This window comes from Plantactinospora sp. KLBMP9567 (genome assembly GCF_033446045.1).
In the GTDB taxonomy this organism is placed as follows: Bacteria; Actinomycetota; Actinomycetes; order Mycobacteriales; family Micromonosporaceae; genus Plantactinospora.
This window is the reverse complement of record NZ_JAWQRR010000006.1, coordinates 103,296-119,225: the sequence shown is the minus strand read 5'-3', so window position 1 is coordinate 119,225 and position 15,930 is coordinate 103,296. Positions and strand designations below refer to the sequence as shown.

Sequence of the window (15,930 nt, the reverse complement as noted above, 5' to 3'; positions counted from 1 at the left end):
GGCGGTTACCTCCGGTGCGCGCGTACGTCGGTGCGGATGTGGTCGGGCGGTTCGCCGAGGGATGCGACGGCTTCGGAGAGGCAGCGCCACAGCGCCCACGCCTCGTCGGGGGTCAGGGACATCCGGCGCCGGCCGGCACCGACGGCGAGGTAGATCGGGTACGGGTCGGGCCGGTCGGGGTCGACGCGGACGGATACCGCCGTGGCGGGTTCCGGGGTGCGGAGCCGGTAGAACCGGCGTCCGGACGGTGCGGTCATCGGCGCTCACCGCCGTTGTCCCGGTCGAGCAGGTTCCGCAGCGATTCGGGCAGCAGCGGCCCGGACGGACGCCGCGGCAACGGCACGCGGGCCGGTTCGGTGGCGGTTTCCCGGCCGACCTGGGCGAGGATGTCCGCCGCGTCGACCGGCGCCGGGTACTGGCTGGCCATGGCCCGGATGTCGTCGTCGGTGACGTAGGAGAAGCGGACCCGCATCGGCTCCGGAGTGCCGTCGAGGATCACGTACCCGACGCCCTTGGCCCATCGCGGCATCTGGTCAGCCAGCGCACCTCGGTTACGGGCACCGTCGCCGAGGACCATGTCGACCTGCGACGCCTCGGTCAGGCCGAGCGCGATCCGGGTCGGGAACAGGTCCCGGAACGGCAGTACCTCCTTGCGCGGGTCCTGCAACGCGGCCACGACCAGGACCCCGACGCCGGCCCCCTGGGAGAGCAGCACCCCGAGCGACGACGCGATGCGCTTACGCAGGTCGGCGTCTTGCAGGTACGCCGTCAGCGCGGCCATCTCGTCGATGACGACCACGACCAGGGGGTCAGCTTCGGTCGGGGTGTGTACCCGGACGACGCCGGCCAGCCGGGCTTGCCGTTCCCGCAGGACCGCTACCGCCTCGTCGAGCAGGTCCGCCATCGCCTCGAAGGACTTGCACGCGAACCGGGCGAACATCGGCCGCCCGATGGCGAACTCCATCCCGCCCTTCGGGTCGATGACCCACAGCCGCACCAGGCCGGAGGCGACCCCGCCGCCGAGTGCCCGGACCAGTGACCAGAGCACGGAGCCCTTGCCGCGCCGGGTCGCGCCGCCGACCAGGACGTGTGTCGCCAGCAGGTGAAGCGACCAGGTACGCAGGTCTTCCCGCCGGGCCAGGTTAAGCGCGGTGAAGTCCGGCATCGTCGGGACCGGGAAGGGTGGGACGACGGTACGCAGCGCGTCGGTTCGTACCAGGGCCAGGTAGACGATCGTCGGACGGTCCCGGAAGCGGACCCGGTCGACCGCCCGCAGCAGCCACGCGGCCCGGCCGGTACGGATCGGCGGATCGTCGGGGCGCTCGGAGTAGACGCGGGCATGTCGCCGGCCGAAGGCGTACGCCAGGTTTGCCGTGACCGCCTGGAACTCCTCCGGTGTCTGGCCCCGGACCATCCGGATGGTCAGCACGTCGAGCGCCGGATCTGAGCGGACGGCCAGCAGTTCCGGCAGGACGATCCGATGGTCGTACTTCGCGGACAGCCCGCACAGGGTCATCGCCTCGCGCCAGACCCGGCGGTAGACGAACACCCGCCGGAACGAGCCCAGCAGCGGACCCGCCAACCAGGCCCACCACGATGATTCGTGCCGCCACCGCCATACCGCCGAGGCTGCCGACAGCAGGACCGCCGGCACGACCAGGCCGGGCCAGCCGTGCTCGACGTAGAGCCAGATGGCCAGGGTCGCCGTGCCGGTGGCGACCGGGTGACGCAGGCACCACCAGGCCGCCCGCCAGGACCAGCGCAGCAGCAGGCCGAGCAGCACCGCCCAGACTGGCAGTTCGAACCGCTTCGGTCGGGCGATCAGCAGGTCACCGGCCGAGGTCGTCACCACTTCACCGCGAGGCCGCCCGATCACTTGGCACCTCGCAGGGACACGAACCGGCCCGATGCGTCCCGCACCGGAGGCAGCGGAAGGATGAGCTGATTGGCACAGCTACCGCACTGGCCCTCATCGCCGGTGGCGGGGTCGAATCGGGACTGACACACGGTGCACCGGGGCCGGTTCTGGCCAGCCGGACGCCTACGCTTGGACACGTCACTACCTCTCTCGTCACGAGCAGGGGGAAGACAGAGAGGGGCGGGGCTGCCGTTCCGCCAAGATCAGACAGCCCCGCCCACCTTGAAGCGGCTACGCAGCCGCCTTCTGCTTGCCGGCCACGCCGGCCGGGGCACGCAGCGCGGTAGCCCGCAGGGAGTACGCCATCCGGCCGTTGCTCGCCACGTACGGCGTGACCGTCATCCCCTCGAACTCGACCGCCTCGAACGGCGTACCGGTCGGCGGGACGGGCTGGTAGTCGGCCGAGATCTTGACCGTCGTCTCCCGCGACCGCTTCCCCAGCTCCGGGTCAAGGTCCATCACCCGGACCTGCCACACCCGCTGACCGGTCACCTTGTCCTTTGCCGGAGACCGCCGGCCCGTCTTCTCGTCGTAGTCCTCCACCTCACCCAGCGACTCGGGCACCAACGCGCACCCCGCCGGGAACACGTCTTCACAACGCACGGCGAACCTCGTACCGCCACGCAGAGCCATCGCTCAGTACCTCCACCTCTCACCCTGGCTGGCTTGACTAGCCAGGTTGTGTGGATCAAAGGTAGGTCGGCTTGGCTAGTCATGTCAATGACAGTTGGGGAACTTTCCTAGCTTGGCTAGTCAGCGGTAGTGTCCGGCCATGAGTCTTGACCCTGATGACCCGCGCACCCCGTCGCAGCAGATCGCCGCCGTACTCCGCGCCGAGATCAAAACCGGCAGGTTCGCCCCTGGCGAGAAGCTGCCGTCACAACACGATCTCGTCGAGCGGTTCAGCGTCGCCCGCGAGACGATCAAGGCAGCGCTACGGAAGCTGCAAGAGGAACGGCTGATCGTCACCCGGCAGGGCAGCGGCACCTTCGTCCGCGCCAACACCGAACGCCCGGTAGGACTCCGCCCGCACGTCGAACGCGCCTTCGAGGCCACGAACGTCACGATCGACTTCGCCGGCTTCTCCGGCGAGACGCTCTACAACGCCATCCAGGAAACCCTGGACAAGGTACGCATCGGCCGGCTGACACCCGAGTCGATCCGGCTACGGGTACTGATCTCCGACATGACCGCCCCGATGGCGATCCCCTGCCGCGCCGAGGACCAGGCCGACGACCCCGCCATCCGCGAGCGCGCCCGCCGGATCACCGACCGGTCGATCCACGCCGTGACCGACGCCGTACAGGAACTCGCAGACCTGGGCCTGGTCAAGACCGCCACCGCAGAGGTACGAGTCCACAAGGCAGCCCCGCTGTTCAAGCTGTTCATCATCAACGAACAGGAAGCGTTCTTCGGCTTCTACCCCGTCGTCGAGCACACTGTGATGGTCGAGGGCAAGCCGATGGCGATCTACGACGCGATGGGCAAAGACGCGATCCTCTTCCCGTTCACCCCGAGCGACGAAGACTCCTCCAATGACGCCCTCTACGTCGAGCAGGCCCGCGCCTGGTTCGACAGCATGTGGACCACGATCGCCCGCGAGTACGCCTCGTGAGCCGCGCCGACCTCGCCGCCGTCGTCGACCGCGCCCGCGTCGTCCTGCTCGACTTCGACGGACCGGTGTGCAACATCTTCGCCCAGCGCCCCGCCTCGACCGTCGCTCACGAGCTGCGCCGCCTCCTTGTCGACCAGGGCGTGACCCTGCCCGCCGACATCCTGCACGAGCCCGACCCGCTGGCCGTCCTACGCTTCACCGCCACATTGGGCCGCCCCGCCGTCGTCCGCCAGGTCGACGAGGCACTGACCCGCGAGGAGGTCGCCGCGGCCCGCACCGCCGAACCGACCCCGTACGGCCGTGAAGTCATCGTCGCCGCACACCAAACCGGCCGCCGGGTCGCCGTGGTCTCGAACAACTCCGCCGACGCCGTCCACGCCTACCTGACCGGTCGCCGACTCACCAGCTACGTACACCCGGTCATCGGCCGCGCCCACGCCAACCCCGACCGGATGAAGCCGAACCCTGCCCCGGTCCTGGACGCCGTCCGGGAGCTGCACGCCGACCCACGGGATTGCGCCCTGGTCGGCGACTCAGTCAGCGACATCGAAGCGGCCCACGCCGCCGGAGTCGCCGCCATCGGGTACGCCAACAAGCCCGGCAAACGCGAACGGTTCGCCGCAGCGGACGCCGTCATCGACAGCATGGCCGACCTGGTAGCCGCCTTCGCCGTCGACGAGCTGTAGCAGCACCACCCCCGCACACGAGCGCCCCGGACGATCATTCCCGGGGCGTTTCTCGTGCCCTCAGTCGACGTGCGGCACCCGCCCCGCCAGGTAGTCGGCGATCTGCCGCCGCATCGTCGGATGGATGTCCAGCCCCGCCAGCTCGTCCGGCAGGAACCAGGCAACGTCACTCGCCTCGTCGTTGGCCGCCGGAGCCCCGCCAACTGGTCGGGCCAGCAACGTCACCTCGTATTCCTGCCGGACCTCACCATCGGAGTACGCCACGATGTGCCCCGGGTCGGAGTAGACGCCGACGATGCCGGTCACCTCGACCTCGACCCCGGTCTCTTCCAGAGTTTCCCGGACCGCGCACTCTGACGGAGTCTCGCCGATCTCCATCTTGCCCATCGGCAACGCCCACTGGTCAGTGTCGCGCCGCCGTTGCAGCAGGATCGCGCCCTGGTCGTCGACCGCCAGCACGCCGCAGGCAGGAACGAGCGTGTTCGCCTTCGGCGCGTCCGGATCGTTCCAATGCTCGACACGACCCATCCTCAGACCTCCGTCCCCAGCCACGGCACCGCCGTAGCCCACACCCGGTCGAAGCTGGCCGCGTAATGCTCGAACAGCCCGCCACCGTCGACCTTACGGAGATGAAACGTCGGATTCGCCGACGCCGGCTCACCATACGCATGCGGGTTCGTCAGAATCTCGTCGTCATACCGGAACAGGCTCGCGTACAGCGTCGTCGGATGAAGCCGAACCTCACACCCGTCCACGCCGGCCAGCTCCCGGTAGTACGTCAACGACGCCCGAATCTTCGCCGCCAACGTGCCGCCAAGCCCCTCCTCCCGATCCCGAACCGCAACCGCGTCACTCGCCGGATCGCCGAAGCACAACCGGACCTGCACCCCGGCCGACAGCCGATCCGCGAGCATGCGCGCCACCCGAGGCTGTGTCTGCGCGAAGAAAGTCCCGGAGAACACCAACACGTCTATCCGCTCCTGGGCCTCAGTGAGCAGCCGTAGCCACGTCTCACGCGGCACCGACGCCCGATCCGGGAAAACCTCGATCAATTCCGCACGACTGGCCTCCTCCCGCTTACCGGCCACCGACGCGAGCACCGCCGGCCACAGGTACGCCTCTTCCGCACCCAACCGCCGCGCCGTAGCCCACCGATGCCGCCGATGCGGAACCCGACCCAGACTGATCCACCGCTCCACCGTCTTCGGATCCACGCCGCACTCATCGGCCAAATCCTCAACGCGCACCCCACGACGAACCATCACCGTCCGCAGACGTTCGTTCATCTCTCTATTGGACGTTTCCACCACAGGACGTTTCAAGCCCGTCACAGGACGTTTACCAACGCCCCCAGACGTCGACCAGCAGTCCACCAGGGCGGATGCGCCGTACCCACCACCAGCCGTTGACTACACACCGTCGTACAGAATTGTCCCTGTCCCCGTGCTCGCCGCCATGGCCGCGAGGGCAGGTGAGTACGACACCAACGGTCGGGGCGCGGGCCATCACCCTCTAACCCGCGCCCCGACCTCCGGAACCGAAAGGAAACCGGACGTGCCCGAATACCGACGCCCCAGAGAATGGCCACCCCGGAATTCCATCAATCCCGGGGCGAGCCAACATCCATCATGGATGACAGAGCCGGGCGAGCAGGACAATAGGTTCATCCTCCACATACCCTTCTTCGCCTCGGACCTTGCCGCAGCCTTCGAGAGAGCGGGGCTAATCGCCGACGTCTTCATGTTCCTGCCTGACTTCGACCGAGGCGAAAGTACCGTCACGTACGAAGGCGACCAAGTGAATCACTATCGCGTCATATGTGATCGGCTATTACACAACGGAACTCGCTGCGCCCTGCACCGCTGCCATTCTGGCGAATGCCGTCCCATTTAGGGACCCGACTTAAACCTAATTCGTCACTGGGGGACCTTCCGTACGTCTTCAAAGCGGCCGTTGACGGGCCGCACGCGTCGCCGCCATGGGCGCATCCGTCGCTCCGCTGACGCTCCGACTCCGGCCACGCAGCACGCCCAGCGGCTAGCACGGAAAGCGGAAGCCCAAGGGGTCGCCGGAGACGACAGCGGTGGAAGCTAAGAAATGTTGATGGGCCGTCAGCCGGCCGGGCCGGGCAAGAGCCCCGCGGCGCGCTCGACGCACGCCACCGCCAGACGGGCGAAGGACGGACCGGCCGGCCGCACCCGGGCGTGGAGCATTGGCGAACTCCGGGAACGTGCGAGGTTGCGGTTACTGCCGCCTCCGGCGGGGATCCCCCGGCCCGGTATGCCGGTGGGTCCGACGCCGCCGGGTCCTTATGTGGCTGAGGTGGGGGAGCCATCCTGCCCACCGTCGACCCGGGCCCAGTCGAGCAGACCCCGGCCCAAGGCGCCAGCTTGACGGCGTACGGGATAGCAGACAGGAGATGAACCGCCTGTTCGGTCCGTTGACTAGCCGGAAGTGCCGTTGACAGACTGGAGGAACACGGGTTCCATGGGTTCGATCGAGCCGCCTTGAAAGAGAGGGCCTGTGTCCGACTCCGTCGACCCTTTATGGCAGCGCTACGAAATTTCTGTCCAAGAGTTACTAGCTGCTATGGACCCCAGCGCCCAAGTTGTGCACAACCAGAAGGTTCGGGGTCGTCTCAGCATGGCCGATAGGCAAGTAGATGTGCTTGCAAGAGGAACTGTTGTTGGCATCGAGGTTACTGTTGCCGTCGAATGCAAACGCCACCGACGCATTCTTGACATTGGCGCGGTTGACCAATTCATAGGAAAGGTACTTGACCTTAGCGCCGACAAGGGTATTCTCTACTCCTACTCCGGATTCACTGATAATGCCGTTACGCGCGCAATCAATGCGCGGAACCCACATATCCTGACAGTTGCTGTCGAAACTCCGGAGGAGTTGACAGGACTCCTGGGCGTGCCTGGATATCCTGCGGAGCTAAGCTGGCAAGAGGTTCCTCCTCAGTGGATCGAGGAACTCCGCAGTGACGCATTCGAACGCTTTCTGCGGACGGGAGAGTGGAACAAGTTCTGGAGCTAGCGCTAGTCGCAGCTGGGGGCTCACAGGGAGGCGCAATAGTGTCGACGGAAGAAATACCAACGGAGATTGCTCGTATTGTTGAACCCTCTACAGAAGAAAAAAGAGCGACAAAGGCGCTGCCTATTGCCAAGGTGGTTGCGGGCGTACTGACTAAAGGCACACTTAGCTTGGTTCCCGGCGGTGGATTCGTCACAGAATTAATGCACGTAGTGGAGCAACGCAGCGATCGTAAAAAGCAAGAGGTTCTGGCGCTTGCCGTTGCGGCCTTGCAGGAAGATGCGGACGCATTGAAGGCGAGACTAGAGGACGATGACGAACTGGCGGCCTTGTGGCTCAGGGGCCTTTCAGCTGCACAAGTTGCGCGAACGTCGGAAAAACTGAAGGTTTTTGCGGCGATACTCGCGGGTGCCGTAGATGCGGATCACCATCAGCGGATGGTAGCTAATGCGTTATTCCGGGTGCTTGAACAGTTGGAACAGGAACACATAGAGGTTATGAGATTGGTCGAGGAGGCTGGGGCCGCCGCAACCTCCAAGGAGCCAGATGGTTCGAATGGCCGATCCGGCGCGACGTTGCCCTGGCTCCAAGAGCGTCTGCCTCATCTCACTCCAGTACTGCCCCTTCTTCTTGCAACCCTAACCTCGCTTTCCCTGACAAGGAATGCTTGGGAAAACACCTGGGGGGGTATCGAGGGGCGTGTCGCCTTTGTGTTGACGGACCTTGGATCCGAGCTCCTGCGGGTTTTCCGCTCCCAAGTCTGACAACTGAGTGGTGCGACGACCACAGCGTAGATACAGTTAAGGCGATCCCGAGCGTAGGGTCATGTGTGTTTCTGTGTAGCAGCCGACGGAGACGAACCAGAATATCCGACGACCCGCTACGACTTTGTCGGCGGCTGACCTTCGGCCTTGTGCGCCGCTTCGAGCTCCGCCTTTTGGTTTTTCCGTGGTGCCTTGACTGCCTTGAGACGGACCGAGCGGGCTCGGAACGATTGGTTAGTATCACAGGTCAGGAGGATCACCTCACGTGCCGCGAGCGGCTGGACGGCCAACGCCCTGTCGATGATCTCGTCGTCCACTATTGGAAGGCGGACGTGTCCGGGCGAGTCGAGCAGAATCTCAACGGTCAGTTGCCCAGTCGGGACCTGAAACCCCGGGCTGAGTTGGCGGAGTTCGGGCGGTCGGAGCTCGTGAGGGTCCTGGGGGGACCCAGAGACCACACGGTCAAGAATGGCGAGCGAGACTCGGGCGCGGTGCCGCACTTCAGTGCGGGCTTCTTTGAGGTCGTCCAGTTCGTCGACAACGGCGACAGGGATGAGCAACCGAATTGGTTCCCGCCAGTTAACGTCGAGGATGCCGTGATAGTCCGCTTGGTCAAACAGGCGCTCTCCCTGGCAGAAGAAACTTGTGTCCGGAACGATATAGGTGGCGAGATCAGCCCATCGGTGGATCTGGCTTTCGAGGGCTCGACTGGCGGCATCGAATTCGGCGATCCGCTGGTCAATTTCACGAGAAAGGACGGCATAAAACTGAGGGGTACCGATGTTGGGCGAACCGAGCAATGCCCAGTAACGTGGAGTAAGAACGAGCCGCCGGATATCCCGTTCGGCGACTTGGCCCGTCAGTTGGCCGACGGCAGTGTCCGTCCAACGAAAGTACGAACCAATTGGAACCTGCTCACCGTGGCCGGCGCCACCGCCACGAACGTTGGTCGCAGCGGCATGGAGTTGGCGGAGGGTTTGTCGCAAGTTTTGGCGATTGGTGCCAGGTAGGGGTGTGACAAGCATCCAGAGATTCTGACACGCCCATGGACGGTATCGGGCGGCGTGGCGGCCCCAGGGGTTGTTTCGCCAACGTGGGGTACAGCAACCTGCCGAACACCGAACCCAGCCGGGACAATCGCCGCGTGGCGGACCAGTGTGTCGTATCGGACTTTCGGCTCTCCGCGTCAAGGTCTGGGAATCAAGAGCTCACGTCAACCGAGTGACAGACTGGGTGACGACGGAGGTCAACACCGACGGACACCCGTGAACGCTGCTTGGACTGTTCTGGCAGCTCAGACCACCCTTTCGGGCAGCTCAGTTGCCTCGATCGCTCCTTCCGCCAAGCAGGTCAATGGTTTGCTCCCAGCATCGCCCACCAAGTCAAAGGGTTTGCTAGGTGTGCCAGGTGCCCCACCGGTATCGTCGATCACCCTGCTTGCCAACCGAGTCTGGGACGAGGGGAACTGGATGGGTAAAGCGGGCCGGAACAGCACCAAGACCCGGGGTATCCGGGCTCTCACCCGCGCGCAAAGAAGCACGGTCCTCAGCCGCGCCACTCGGCTCGTCGCCCAGCTCAATGCCGCGAGAGCGCGGTGTATCGAGAGTGTAGCGCTGCTCGACCGTGTAGCCGATCTGGTTCACATCAAGGCGGAGCCGGTGCCGGTTGCGGTCGCGGCGCAGGGTCCCGCCGGCTCCTGCATGCTGGGCGAGGCCGTGAATGGCGTCATCCCGCTCGCCGCTGGCGGCAGAGTTAGGCGTGCGCCGACCTTGAACGCCGGGCCCTGGGATGGTGCAGGTCACCTCGTGCTGTTCGCGACGCAGGAGCGCGTGCTCTTCGATCCGACGCTGGACCAGGTGAGCGTTGCCACGGGTTTCCCTGTTGGGACGCTGATCATGCCAGTCACCCCCGACGAACTCTACGCCGACGACGTATCTTTCGGAATCGACGAGGGCTGCCAGGTTCTATATCGCGTAGTTCGAGGCGACTCCACCTGGAGGACTGCGTACAACAGTCAGTATGCCGTTCTCGGGCAGACCGCTCGGGCGACCGCACAGCGGGCGTTGGAACTGGAGGGTTTCGACGAGAATCTGGTCTAAGGCGGCTGGCAGGACACCAGTGGATCGGGCATCCGCGCGTCGTTGACGAGCACCAAGTCCAAGCCGGTAGGCCAATCTGTTGACCAAGGCGATCCTGGCTACACCTCACGCATTGCCGAAACGTTCTCTTTTGGATCAAGGCACCGCGCTCCGCGCGGTGCGGGGCGGCAGGCCCGGCCGGCGGCAAGCCGCCCCGGCCGCCTACGGCGCCGGGGCGGAGAGCCACCGACAGCCGCCGGTACACCGCCCCGACACAGGGTCAGTTCGGGGCGACCTCGTCCGGGAAGCGCTCATGAAGCCTGGCGACCACATGGCGGAGGCAATGGTCAAGACTGTTGCCGTCGCACCTGATCGACGCCCCGTCGAGCCGCTGGCCCGAAATCACCACCGTCCAGGGCTTGTGCTCCCGCTCCCCGTCAATCTTGACGATGCCGACCAGGCCCAGCTCGCCCAGACGCGTCAGCAGCTCCGGTACACGCTCGTCCCACCCCATCCAGGGATTGGACCACGAAGGCCGGTACGGAAGCCGGCACACCACCCGCCGTCGAGGTTGGGGCTTCCGGCTGCCGCGCCAGTCCAAACCCCGCTGGCTTGCCACCGGTCGCCGGTTCGCGGCACCAGCTCCACCGCCAGGACGTGCCCGACGTCCGCCCCCGCGTCGCGCACCGTCCAGGAGACCAGGCCGCCGCTGAGCCCACCGCACGGCACGGCAGACGAGATATCAACTGAGCGGGAAGCAGCCTCTCCCGGGCCGTCTCTGGGCCGTCTGGGCCGTCGCCGGGCCGTCAGATGCCGCCCAACACTGACCAAGGTCAACCAACGACACCAGACAAAGAAGCAGGTCACGGCCATGATCAGAGCCGTGACCTTGGGTACGACGGACGAGTCGACCTGTACGCCGGATTTTGTGCCCGGCACGCACCGTTGCCGGTGGCGCCGGCGGCGGTCATCCATCTCGGCCTACCGTTGCCGGCAGGCTCCAGCGGCCTACCCGCAGGCATCGGGCGGGCAGCCCTCGAACGCCTGCGCGGGCCGTTGCCTTTCGGCGATGGCCCTCTCTTGGCCTTGCTCCGGGTGGGGTTTACCGAGCCATCCCGGTCACCCGGGATGCTGGTGGGCTCTTACCCCACCGTTTCACCCTTACCGAACCGGTCGATCCACGCGTTTCCGTGTAAACCACCCCGGTTGGCGGTCTGTTTTCTGTGGCACTTTCCCGCGGGTCACCCCGGGTTGCCGTTAGCAACCACCCTGCCCTGTGGAGTCCGGACGTTCCTCGGCGGCGGGCTCGCGCTCGCCGACGCGACCGCCCGGTCGACTCGTCCGTCGCGTACCAATGGTAGCGATGATCCCGAAGAGCGATCCACCGGGCCGCCGCCGCTCAGCCCCCCAGGCGATCGACCAGATCCAGCCAGCCCGCCTCGATCCGCTCCGCTGGGACGCGCCGGTGGCTGTGCAGCCGGTTGAGGAACGGCGTACCGAGATAGCTGCTGAGCAGCTCGGCGATCAGGTCGAGGTCGCCCGGTACGCCCGCCGCCCGTAGCAGGCTCGCCAGGTGAAGGGTCCGCACCTCGTACGGCGGATGCGGGCTGTACTGGCGGGCCAGTTTCGGTTCGGCCTGCAGATAGAGGTCGAGATAGCGGATCTGGTGCCGGATCGTGGCGACCCCGAAGGCCGCCAGACGTTCCCGGGACGGCGCCCCCGGACCCAGTGGCGGCGGGCCGGACAGGAAGTCCTCTTGGAAGGTGCGTTCGGCGTGGTCGAGCAGGGCGAACATGAGGCCGGCGCGGTCACCGAACCGGCGATAGACGGTGCCCTTGCCCACGCCGGCCGCGTTCGCCACCGCCTCCATGGTGATGTGCTCGGCTCCTCGCTCCCGCACCAGCCTGGCGGCGGCGTCCAGCAGGCGTACGCGGTTGCGGGCCGCGTCGACGCGCTCCGCCGCGGGCCGGCCGGCGAGCGGGAGTCCGGGGTCAGGGGCGGTTGCGGGTGACGTCACAGTCGCAGCCTAGCCAGAGCGGGAACAGAACCGGACCACAGTCCGTTTCGAGAGATGAAAAGCGGACCGGAGTCCGCTTCTATCGGGAAGGACATGTCATGGGCACACTCTCCGGGCAGGTCGCTGTCGTCACGGGAGCGGCACAAGGCATCGGGGCCGGCATAGCGAAGGACCTCGCGGCCGCCGGAGCGGCGGTGGTGGTCAACTACTACCCTGGTGACACCGAGCGGGCCGACCGGGTCGTGGCAGAAATCGCCGCCCTGGGTGGTACGGCGGTCGCGGTGGCCGCGGACGTACGGAAGCCGGACGACCTGGCGGCGATGTTCGATCGGGCCGTCAACCAGTTCGGCAGGCTCGACATCCTGGTGAACAACGCGGGCGTGTACGAGTTCGGCCCGCTCGAAGCGGTGACCGAGCACGACTTCCACCACCAGTTCGACACCAACGTGCTGGGCGTGATCCTGGCGACCCGGAAGCGGTGAAACGATTCGGCCCGGACGGTGGAAGCGTGGTCAACATCAGCTCGACCGCCGTCCAGTTGTCCCAGCCCAACCAGATGATCTACACGGCCACCAAGAGCGCGGTGGAGGCGATCACCCGGGTACTGGCGAAGGAGCTCGGCCCCCGCCACATCCGGGTCAACGCCGTCGGCCCGGGCGGCACGGAGACCGAGGGAGGTCACTCACACGGCCTGATCGGCAGCTCGTACCTCGACGAACTGGTCGCGGCGACCCCGCTCGGTCGGCTGGGGCAGGTCGGGGACGTCGCCCCGGTAGTGACCTTCCTGGCCTCGCCCGCCGCCGGGTGGGTGACCGGCGAGGTACTGCTCGCCTCGGGCGGTCTGCGTCCATAGGTGATCCTGCCGTGACGGGGGACGGAGCAGGGCATCCCGGCCCTGTTCCCCCCGGCCGTGGTGGCCTGGCGGCCGTTCCCGGAAGTAGCTGACGGCGGGACGGACCGGCAGGCCACCGAGAGGTCGGGAACGCCGCCGATTAGCCTCGACAGGCTATGGATTTTCCCGAGGCGCTGCTGCTGCTCGCTGCCGGGCTCGCCGCGGGCACAGTCAACGCGGTGGCCGGGGGCGGCTCGCTCATCACCTTTCCGGCCATGATCGCGATCGGGCTGCCACCGATCCCGGCCAACGTGAGCAACTCGATGTCGGTCTGCCCCGGCTACCTGGCCAGCGTGTGGGGCAGCCGGGCCGACCTGCCGGACCGGCGGTGGCTGCGCCGGCTGGTCCCGGGCACCGTGCTGGGCACCGCCGCCGGTTGCGCGCTGCTGCTCTCCACCCCGGCCCGGGCGTTCGAACTGGCCGTACCGTTCCTGGTGCTGGGCGCGACCGCCGTGCTGGCGTTCCAGGACCAGCTTCGCCGGCTCATCAGAGAGAGCGGCGGCCGACCCGCCCCGACCGGTTCCGGCTTCGCCGCCTCCGGCCGGACGGCGGTGCGGAACGCCTCCCGGCAGAGCCTCGGGCTGCACACCATGGTCGTGGTCGGCGCGGTCTACGGCGGATATTTCGGCGCCGCGCTCGGGGTCATGCTGGTGGCCGGGCTGGCGCTGGTGCTGGACGAGACGCTGACCCGGATCAGCGCGATCAAGAACCTGCTCTCCGCGGTGGTCGGGCTGACCACGATCGTCGCCTTCGCCGCGTTCGGCCCGGTGGACTGGACCGCCGTCGCGGTGGTCGCCCCCGCGACCATCATCGGGGGGTACGCGGGCGCGCGGCTCGTCCGCCGGCTGGCGCCCGAGGTACTCAAGACCGTGATCGTGCTCTTCGGTACGGCAATCGGCCTGCTGCTGCTCTACCGCTCCTGGAGCTGACCCCGGCCTCCGGCGGGACGGCGGCTCAGCGCCCGCGCCGGGCGGGATAGCGCCGTCGGACCTCGGTCAGCATCCAGCCGAAGAACGCCACCTCCAGCAGGCCGAAAGCGCCGACCAGCAGCATCTCGAGCATCTGCCACACCTCCGGTCCGGGTCGGCTCGTCGTCGCTCCCCGACGCTATCAACACCCGCCGATCGGCGCCGGACAAGAGATCCCCGTGGCCAGGTCGGCGTACCCGAATCTCGGGTTGCCTGCCCTGGCCACGGGGATCCCCCGCGGACGGGGTGGTTGGTGTCGGTGTGTGTCGGCCCGGTCAGACCTTCGGGGCGGGTTCGACCGGCTCGCCGGCCACCTCGGCCGACTCCCTCGGGCTGGGTACGAGCCGCGGGTCGCCCTCGTCGGCGAAGTAGTCGTCCTGCTCGGTCCCGTCGACCCCGTCGGCGACCTTGGCGGCCCGGAGGATCAGCGTGACGATCGCCGCGACCAGCAGGTTGACCGCGACCGCGACCAGGCCAACATAGATGGTCTTGGTCGAGCCGTCGAAGCCGAGCTTCTCCAGCGGGAACGCGGACCCACCGAAGTGCGCCCGCTTGCTCGCCGGGTTCGGGATCTGGTAGAGCATCCACATTCCCAGGCCCATGCCGGCGATCCAGCCGGCGACCAGCGCGCCCCGGTGGAACCACCGGGTGTAGAGGCCGAGGGCGACGGCCGGCAGCGTCTGCAGGATGATGACCCCGCCGATGAGCTGGAGGTCGATCGAGAACTGCGGGTCGAGAAAGACGATGCAGGCGACCGCACCGATCTTCACCACCAGCGACGTGATCTTGGAGACGTTCGCCTCCTGGGCAGCGGTGGCGTCCTTGCGCAGGTACTCCTTGTAGATGTTCCGGGTGAAGAGGTTGGCTGCCGCGATCGACATGATGGCGGCCGGCACCAGCGCGCCGATCCCGATCGCGGCGAACGCGATCCCGGCGAACCAGCTCGGGAACTGCTGCTCGAAGAGCAGCGGCACCACCGTGTTGTTGTCCACGGTGCCCTCGGTCGCGCCCGGCAACGGGGTCACCCCGGCGGCGATGGCGGCGTACCCGAGCAGGGCGATCAGGCCCAGCAGCAGGCTGTACGCCGGCAGCGCCGACATGTTCCGCTTGATCACGTCCCGGCTCCGGCTGGCCAGTACGCCGGTGAGACTGTGCGGGTAGAGGAAGAGCGCCAGCGCCGAGCCGAGGGCCAGGGTGATGTACTGCAACTGGTTGTTGGCGTTGAGCGTGATGCCGTCGTTCGGTGACGGGCTCGCGTCGAACTTCGCGTCCGCCGCGTCGAAGATGCTCCCCCAGCCACCGAGCTTGTACGGCAGGTAGATGATCGCCACCAGGATCACGATGTAGATCAGCGAGTCCTTGACGAATGCGATCAGTGCCGGTGCCCGCAGCCCGGACTGGTAGGTGTAGGCGGCCAGGATGGCGAAGGCGATGATGATCGGCAGGTGCCGGGCGATGGCGCTCTCCCCGCTGACCCCCATCGTCTTGAGCACCGCCTCGATGCCGATCAACTGGAGCGCGATGTAGGGCATGGTCGCGACGATGCCGGTGATCGCGATGATCAGCGCCAGGGTCGGCGAGTCGAAGCGCTTCCGGACGAAGTCGGCCGGGGTGACGAAGCCGTGCCGGTGCGAGACCGACCAGAGCCGGACCAGCACCAGGAAGACCAGCGGATAGATGATGATCGTGTACGGCACCGCGAAGAACCCGGCCGCCCCGGCCCCGAACAGCAACGCCGGTACGGCCACGAAGGTGTACGCCGTGTAGAGGTCGCCGCCGACCAGGAACCAGGTGATCCAGCCGCCGAAGCTGCGCCCGCCAAGGCCCCACTCGTCGAGGTGCGCCATGTCGCTCGGCGCCCGCCACCGGGCCGCGACGAAGCCCATCCCGCTGACCAGCAGGAACAGCAGCGTGAAGATGATGATCTCAGTGAGATGGTCCTGCCACACCGTC

The 15,930-nt window shown here is 66.9% G+C and carries 17 protein-coding genes and 1 other RNA gene; 8 read left to right on the top strand and 10 right to left on the bottom strand.

What is annotated here, in order from left to right:
- Window positions 1–5: 5 nt before the first annotated feature.
- The 3 genes from R6Y94_RS03365 to R6Y94_RS03355 all read right to left on the bottom strand — a co-directional run bounded on the left by R6Y94_RS03365 (window position 6) and on the right by R6Y94_RS03355 (window position 2,551).
- Window positions 6–257, bottom strand: a complete 252-nt coding sequence (locus R6Y94_RS03365; protein WP_318394258.1) for a hypothetical protein — start codon at window positions 255–257, stop codon at window positions 6–8.
- The gene (locus R6Y94_RS03360; RefSeq protein ID WP_318394596.1) at window positions 254–1,852 is read right to left on the bottom strand and encodes an FtsK/SpoIIIE domain-containing protein; all 1,599 of its coding nucleotides are present in this window, start codon (window positions 1,850–1,852) and stop codon (window positions 254–256) included. Before R6Y94_RS03360 ends, R6Y94_RS03365 begins: the two co-directional genes overlap by 4 nt.
- Window positions 1,853–2,149: 297 nt before the next feature.
- On the bottom strand, window positions 2,150–2,551 hold the full coding sequence (locus R6Y94_RS03355; RefSeq protein WP_318394257.1) for a transcriptional regulator: 402 nt from the start codon (window positions 2,549–2,551) through the stop codon (window positions 2,150–2,152).
- A gap of 139 nt (window positions 2,552–2,690) precedes the next feature.
- Here R6Y94_RS03355 and R6Y94_RS03350 point away from each other — a divergent pair, with 139 nt between their 5' ends.
- Both R6Y94_RS03350 and R6Y94_RS03345 read left to right on the top strand, forming a co-directional pair.
- A complete protein-coding gene (locus R6Y94_RS03350; RefSeq protein ID WP_318394256.1) occupies window positions 2,691–3,533 on the top strand; it encodes a GntR family transcriptional regulator in 843 nt (280 codons plus the stop codon).
- Window positions 3,530–4,219, top strand: a complete 690-nt coding sequence (locus tag R6Y94_RS03345) for an HAD family hydrolase (RefSeq protein WP_318394255.1) — start codon at window positions 3,530–3,532, stop codon at window positions 4,217–4,219. Before R6Y94_RS03350 ends, R6Y94_RS03345 begins: the two co-directional genes overlap by 4 nt.
- A 60-nt stretch (window positions 4,220–4,279) precedes the next feature.
- Here R6Y94_RS03345 and R6Y94_RS03340 read toward each other — a convergent pair whose 3' ends face one another.
- Complete coding sequence (locus R6Y94_RS03340) at window positions 4,280–4,747, bottom strand: NUDIX domain-containing protein (protein WP_318394254.1); 468 nt, start codon at window positions 4,745–4,747, stop codon at window positions 4,280–4,282.
- Window positions 4,748–4,749: 2 nt separating this feature from the next.
- Entirely contained in the window at window positions 4,750–5,505 is a 756-nt protein-coding gene (locus tag R6Y94_RS03335; RefSeq protein WP_278063402.1) for an XRE family transcriptional regulator, read from the bottom strand.
- Window positions 5,506–6,742: 1,237 nt separating this feature from the next.
- On the opposite strand from R6Y94_RS03335, the gene R6Y94_RS03330 reads away from it, so the two are divergent.
- Both R6Y94_RS03330 and R6Y94_RS03325 read left to right on the top strand, forming a co-directional pair.
- On the top strand, window positions 6,743–7,261 hold the full coding sequence (locus R6Y94_RS03330) for a restriction endonuclease (RefSeq protein WP_318394253.1): 519 nt from the start codon (window positions 6,743–6,745) through the stop codon (window positions 7,259–7,261).
- Window positions 7,262–7,299: 38 nt separating this feature from the next.
- A complete protein-coding gene (locus tag R6Y94_RS03325) occupies window positions 7,300–8,022 on the top strand; it encodes a hypothetical protein (RefSeq protein WP_318394252.1) in 723 nt (240 codons plus the stop codon).
- A 116-nt stretch (window positions 8,023–8,138) separates the two neighbouring features.
- Here the strand turns inward: R6Y94_RS03325 and R6Y94_RS03320 are convergent, their stop codons facing one another.
- Window positions 8,139–9,047, bottom strand: a complete 909-nt coding sequence (locus tag R6Y94_RS03320) for a PIN domain-containing protein (RefSeq protein ID WP_318394251.1) — start codon at window positions 9,045–9,047, stop codon at window positions 8,139–8,141.
- A 240-nt stretch (window positions 9,048–9,287) separates the two neighbouring features.
- Here R6Y94_RS03320 and R6Y94_RS03315 point away from each other — a divergent pair, with 240 nt between their 5' ends.
- Window positions 9,288–10,121, top strand: coding sequence for a hypothetical protein (locus R6Y94_RS03315; protein WP_318394250.1), 834 nt, complete (start codon window positions 9,288–9,290; stop codon window positions 10,119–10,121).
- Window positions 10,122–10,380: 259 nt separating this feature from the next.
- Here R6Y94_RS03315 and R6Y94_RS03310 read toward each other — a convergent pair whose 3' ends face one another.
- The 3 genes from R6Y94_RS03310 to R6Y94_RS03300 form a co-directional block, all read right to left on the bottom strand.
- A complete protein-coding gene (locus tag R6Y94_RS03310; RefSeq protein WP_318394249.1) occupies window positions 10,381–10,614 on the bottom strand; it encodes a hypothetical protein in 234 nt (77 codons plus the stop codon).
- 385 nt (window positions 10,615–10,999) lie between these two features.
- Window positions 11,000–11,440: RNase P RNA component class A (gene rnpB, locus R6Y94_RS03305), an RNA gene on the bottom strand.
- Between the two features lie 59 nt (window positions 11,441–11,499).
- Window positions 11,500–12,117, bottom strand: coding sequence for a helix-turn-helix domain-containing protein (locus tag R6Y94_RS03300; protein WP_318394248.1), 618 nt, complete (start codon window positions 12,115–12,117; stop codon window positions 11,500–11,502).
- 98 nt (window positions 12,118–12,215) lie between these two features.
- On the opposite strand from R6Y94_RS03300, the gene R6Y94_RS03295 reads away from it, so the two are divergent.
- The 3 genes from R6Y94_RS03295 (at window position 12,216) to R6Y94_RS03285 (ending at window position 13,938) form a co-directional block, all read left to right on the top strand.
- Entirely contained in the window at window positions 12,216–12,599 is a 384-nt protein-coding gene (locus R6Y94_RS03295; RefSeq protein ID WP_318394247.1) for an SDR family NAD(P)-dependent oxidoreductase, read from the top strand.
- The gene (locus R6Y94_RS03290) at window positions 12,596–12,970 is read left to right on the top strand and encodes an SDR family oxidoreductase (protein ID WP_318394246.1); all 375 of its coding nucleotides are present in this window, start codon (window positions 12,596–12,598) and stop codon (window positions 12,968–12,970) included. Before R6Y94_RS03295 ends, R6Y94_RS03290 begins: the two co-directional genes overlap by 4 nt.
- 155 nt (window positions 12,971–13,125) lie before the next feature.
- Window positions 13,126–13,938, top strand: coding sequence for a sulfite exporter TauE/SafE family protein (locus R6Y94_RS03285; RefSeq protein WP_318394245.1), 813 nt, complete (start codon window positions 13,126–13,128; stop codon window positions 13,936–13,938).
- 314 nt (window positions 13,939–14,252) lie between these two features.
- On the opposite strand, the gene mctP is transcribed toward R6Y94_RS03285, so the two are convergent.
- Window positions 14,253–15,926, bottom strand: coding sequence for a monocarboxylate uptake permease MctP (gene mctP, locus R6Y94_RS03280; protein WP_318394244.1), 1,674 nt, complete (start codon window positions 15,924–15,926; stop codon window positions 14,253–14,255).
- Between the last annotated feature and the right edge of the window lie 4 nt (window positions 15,927–15,930).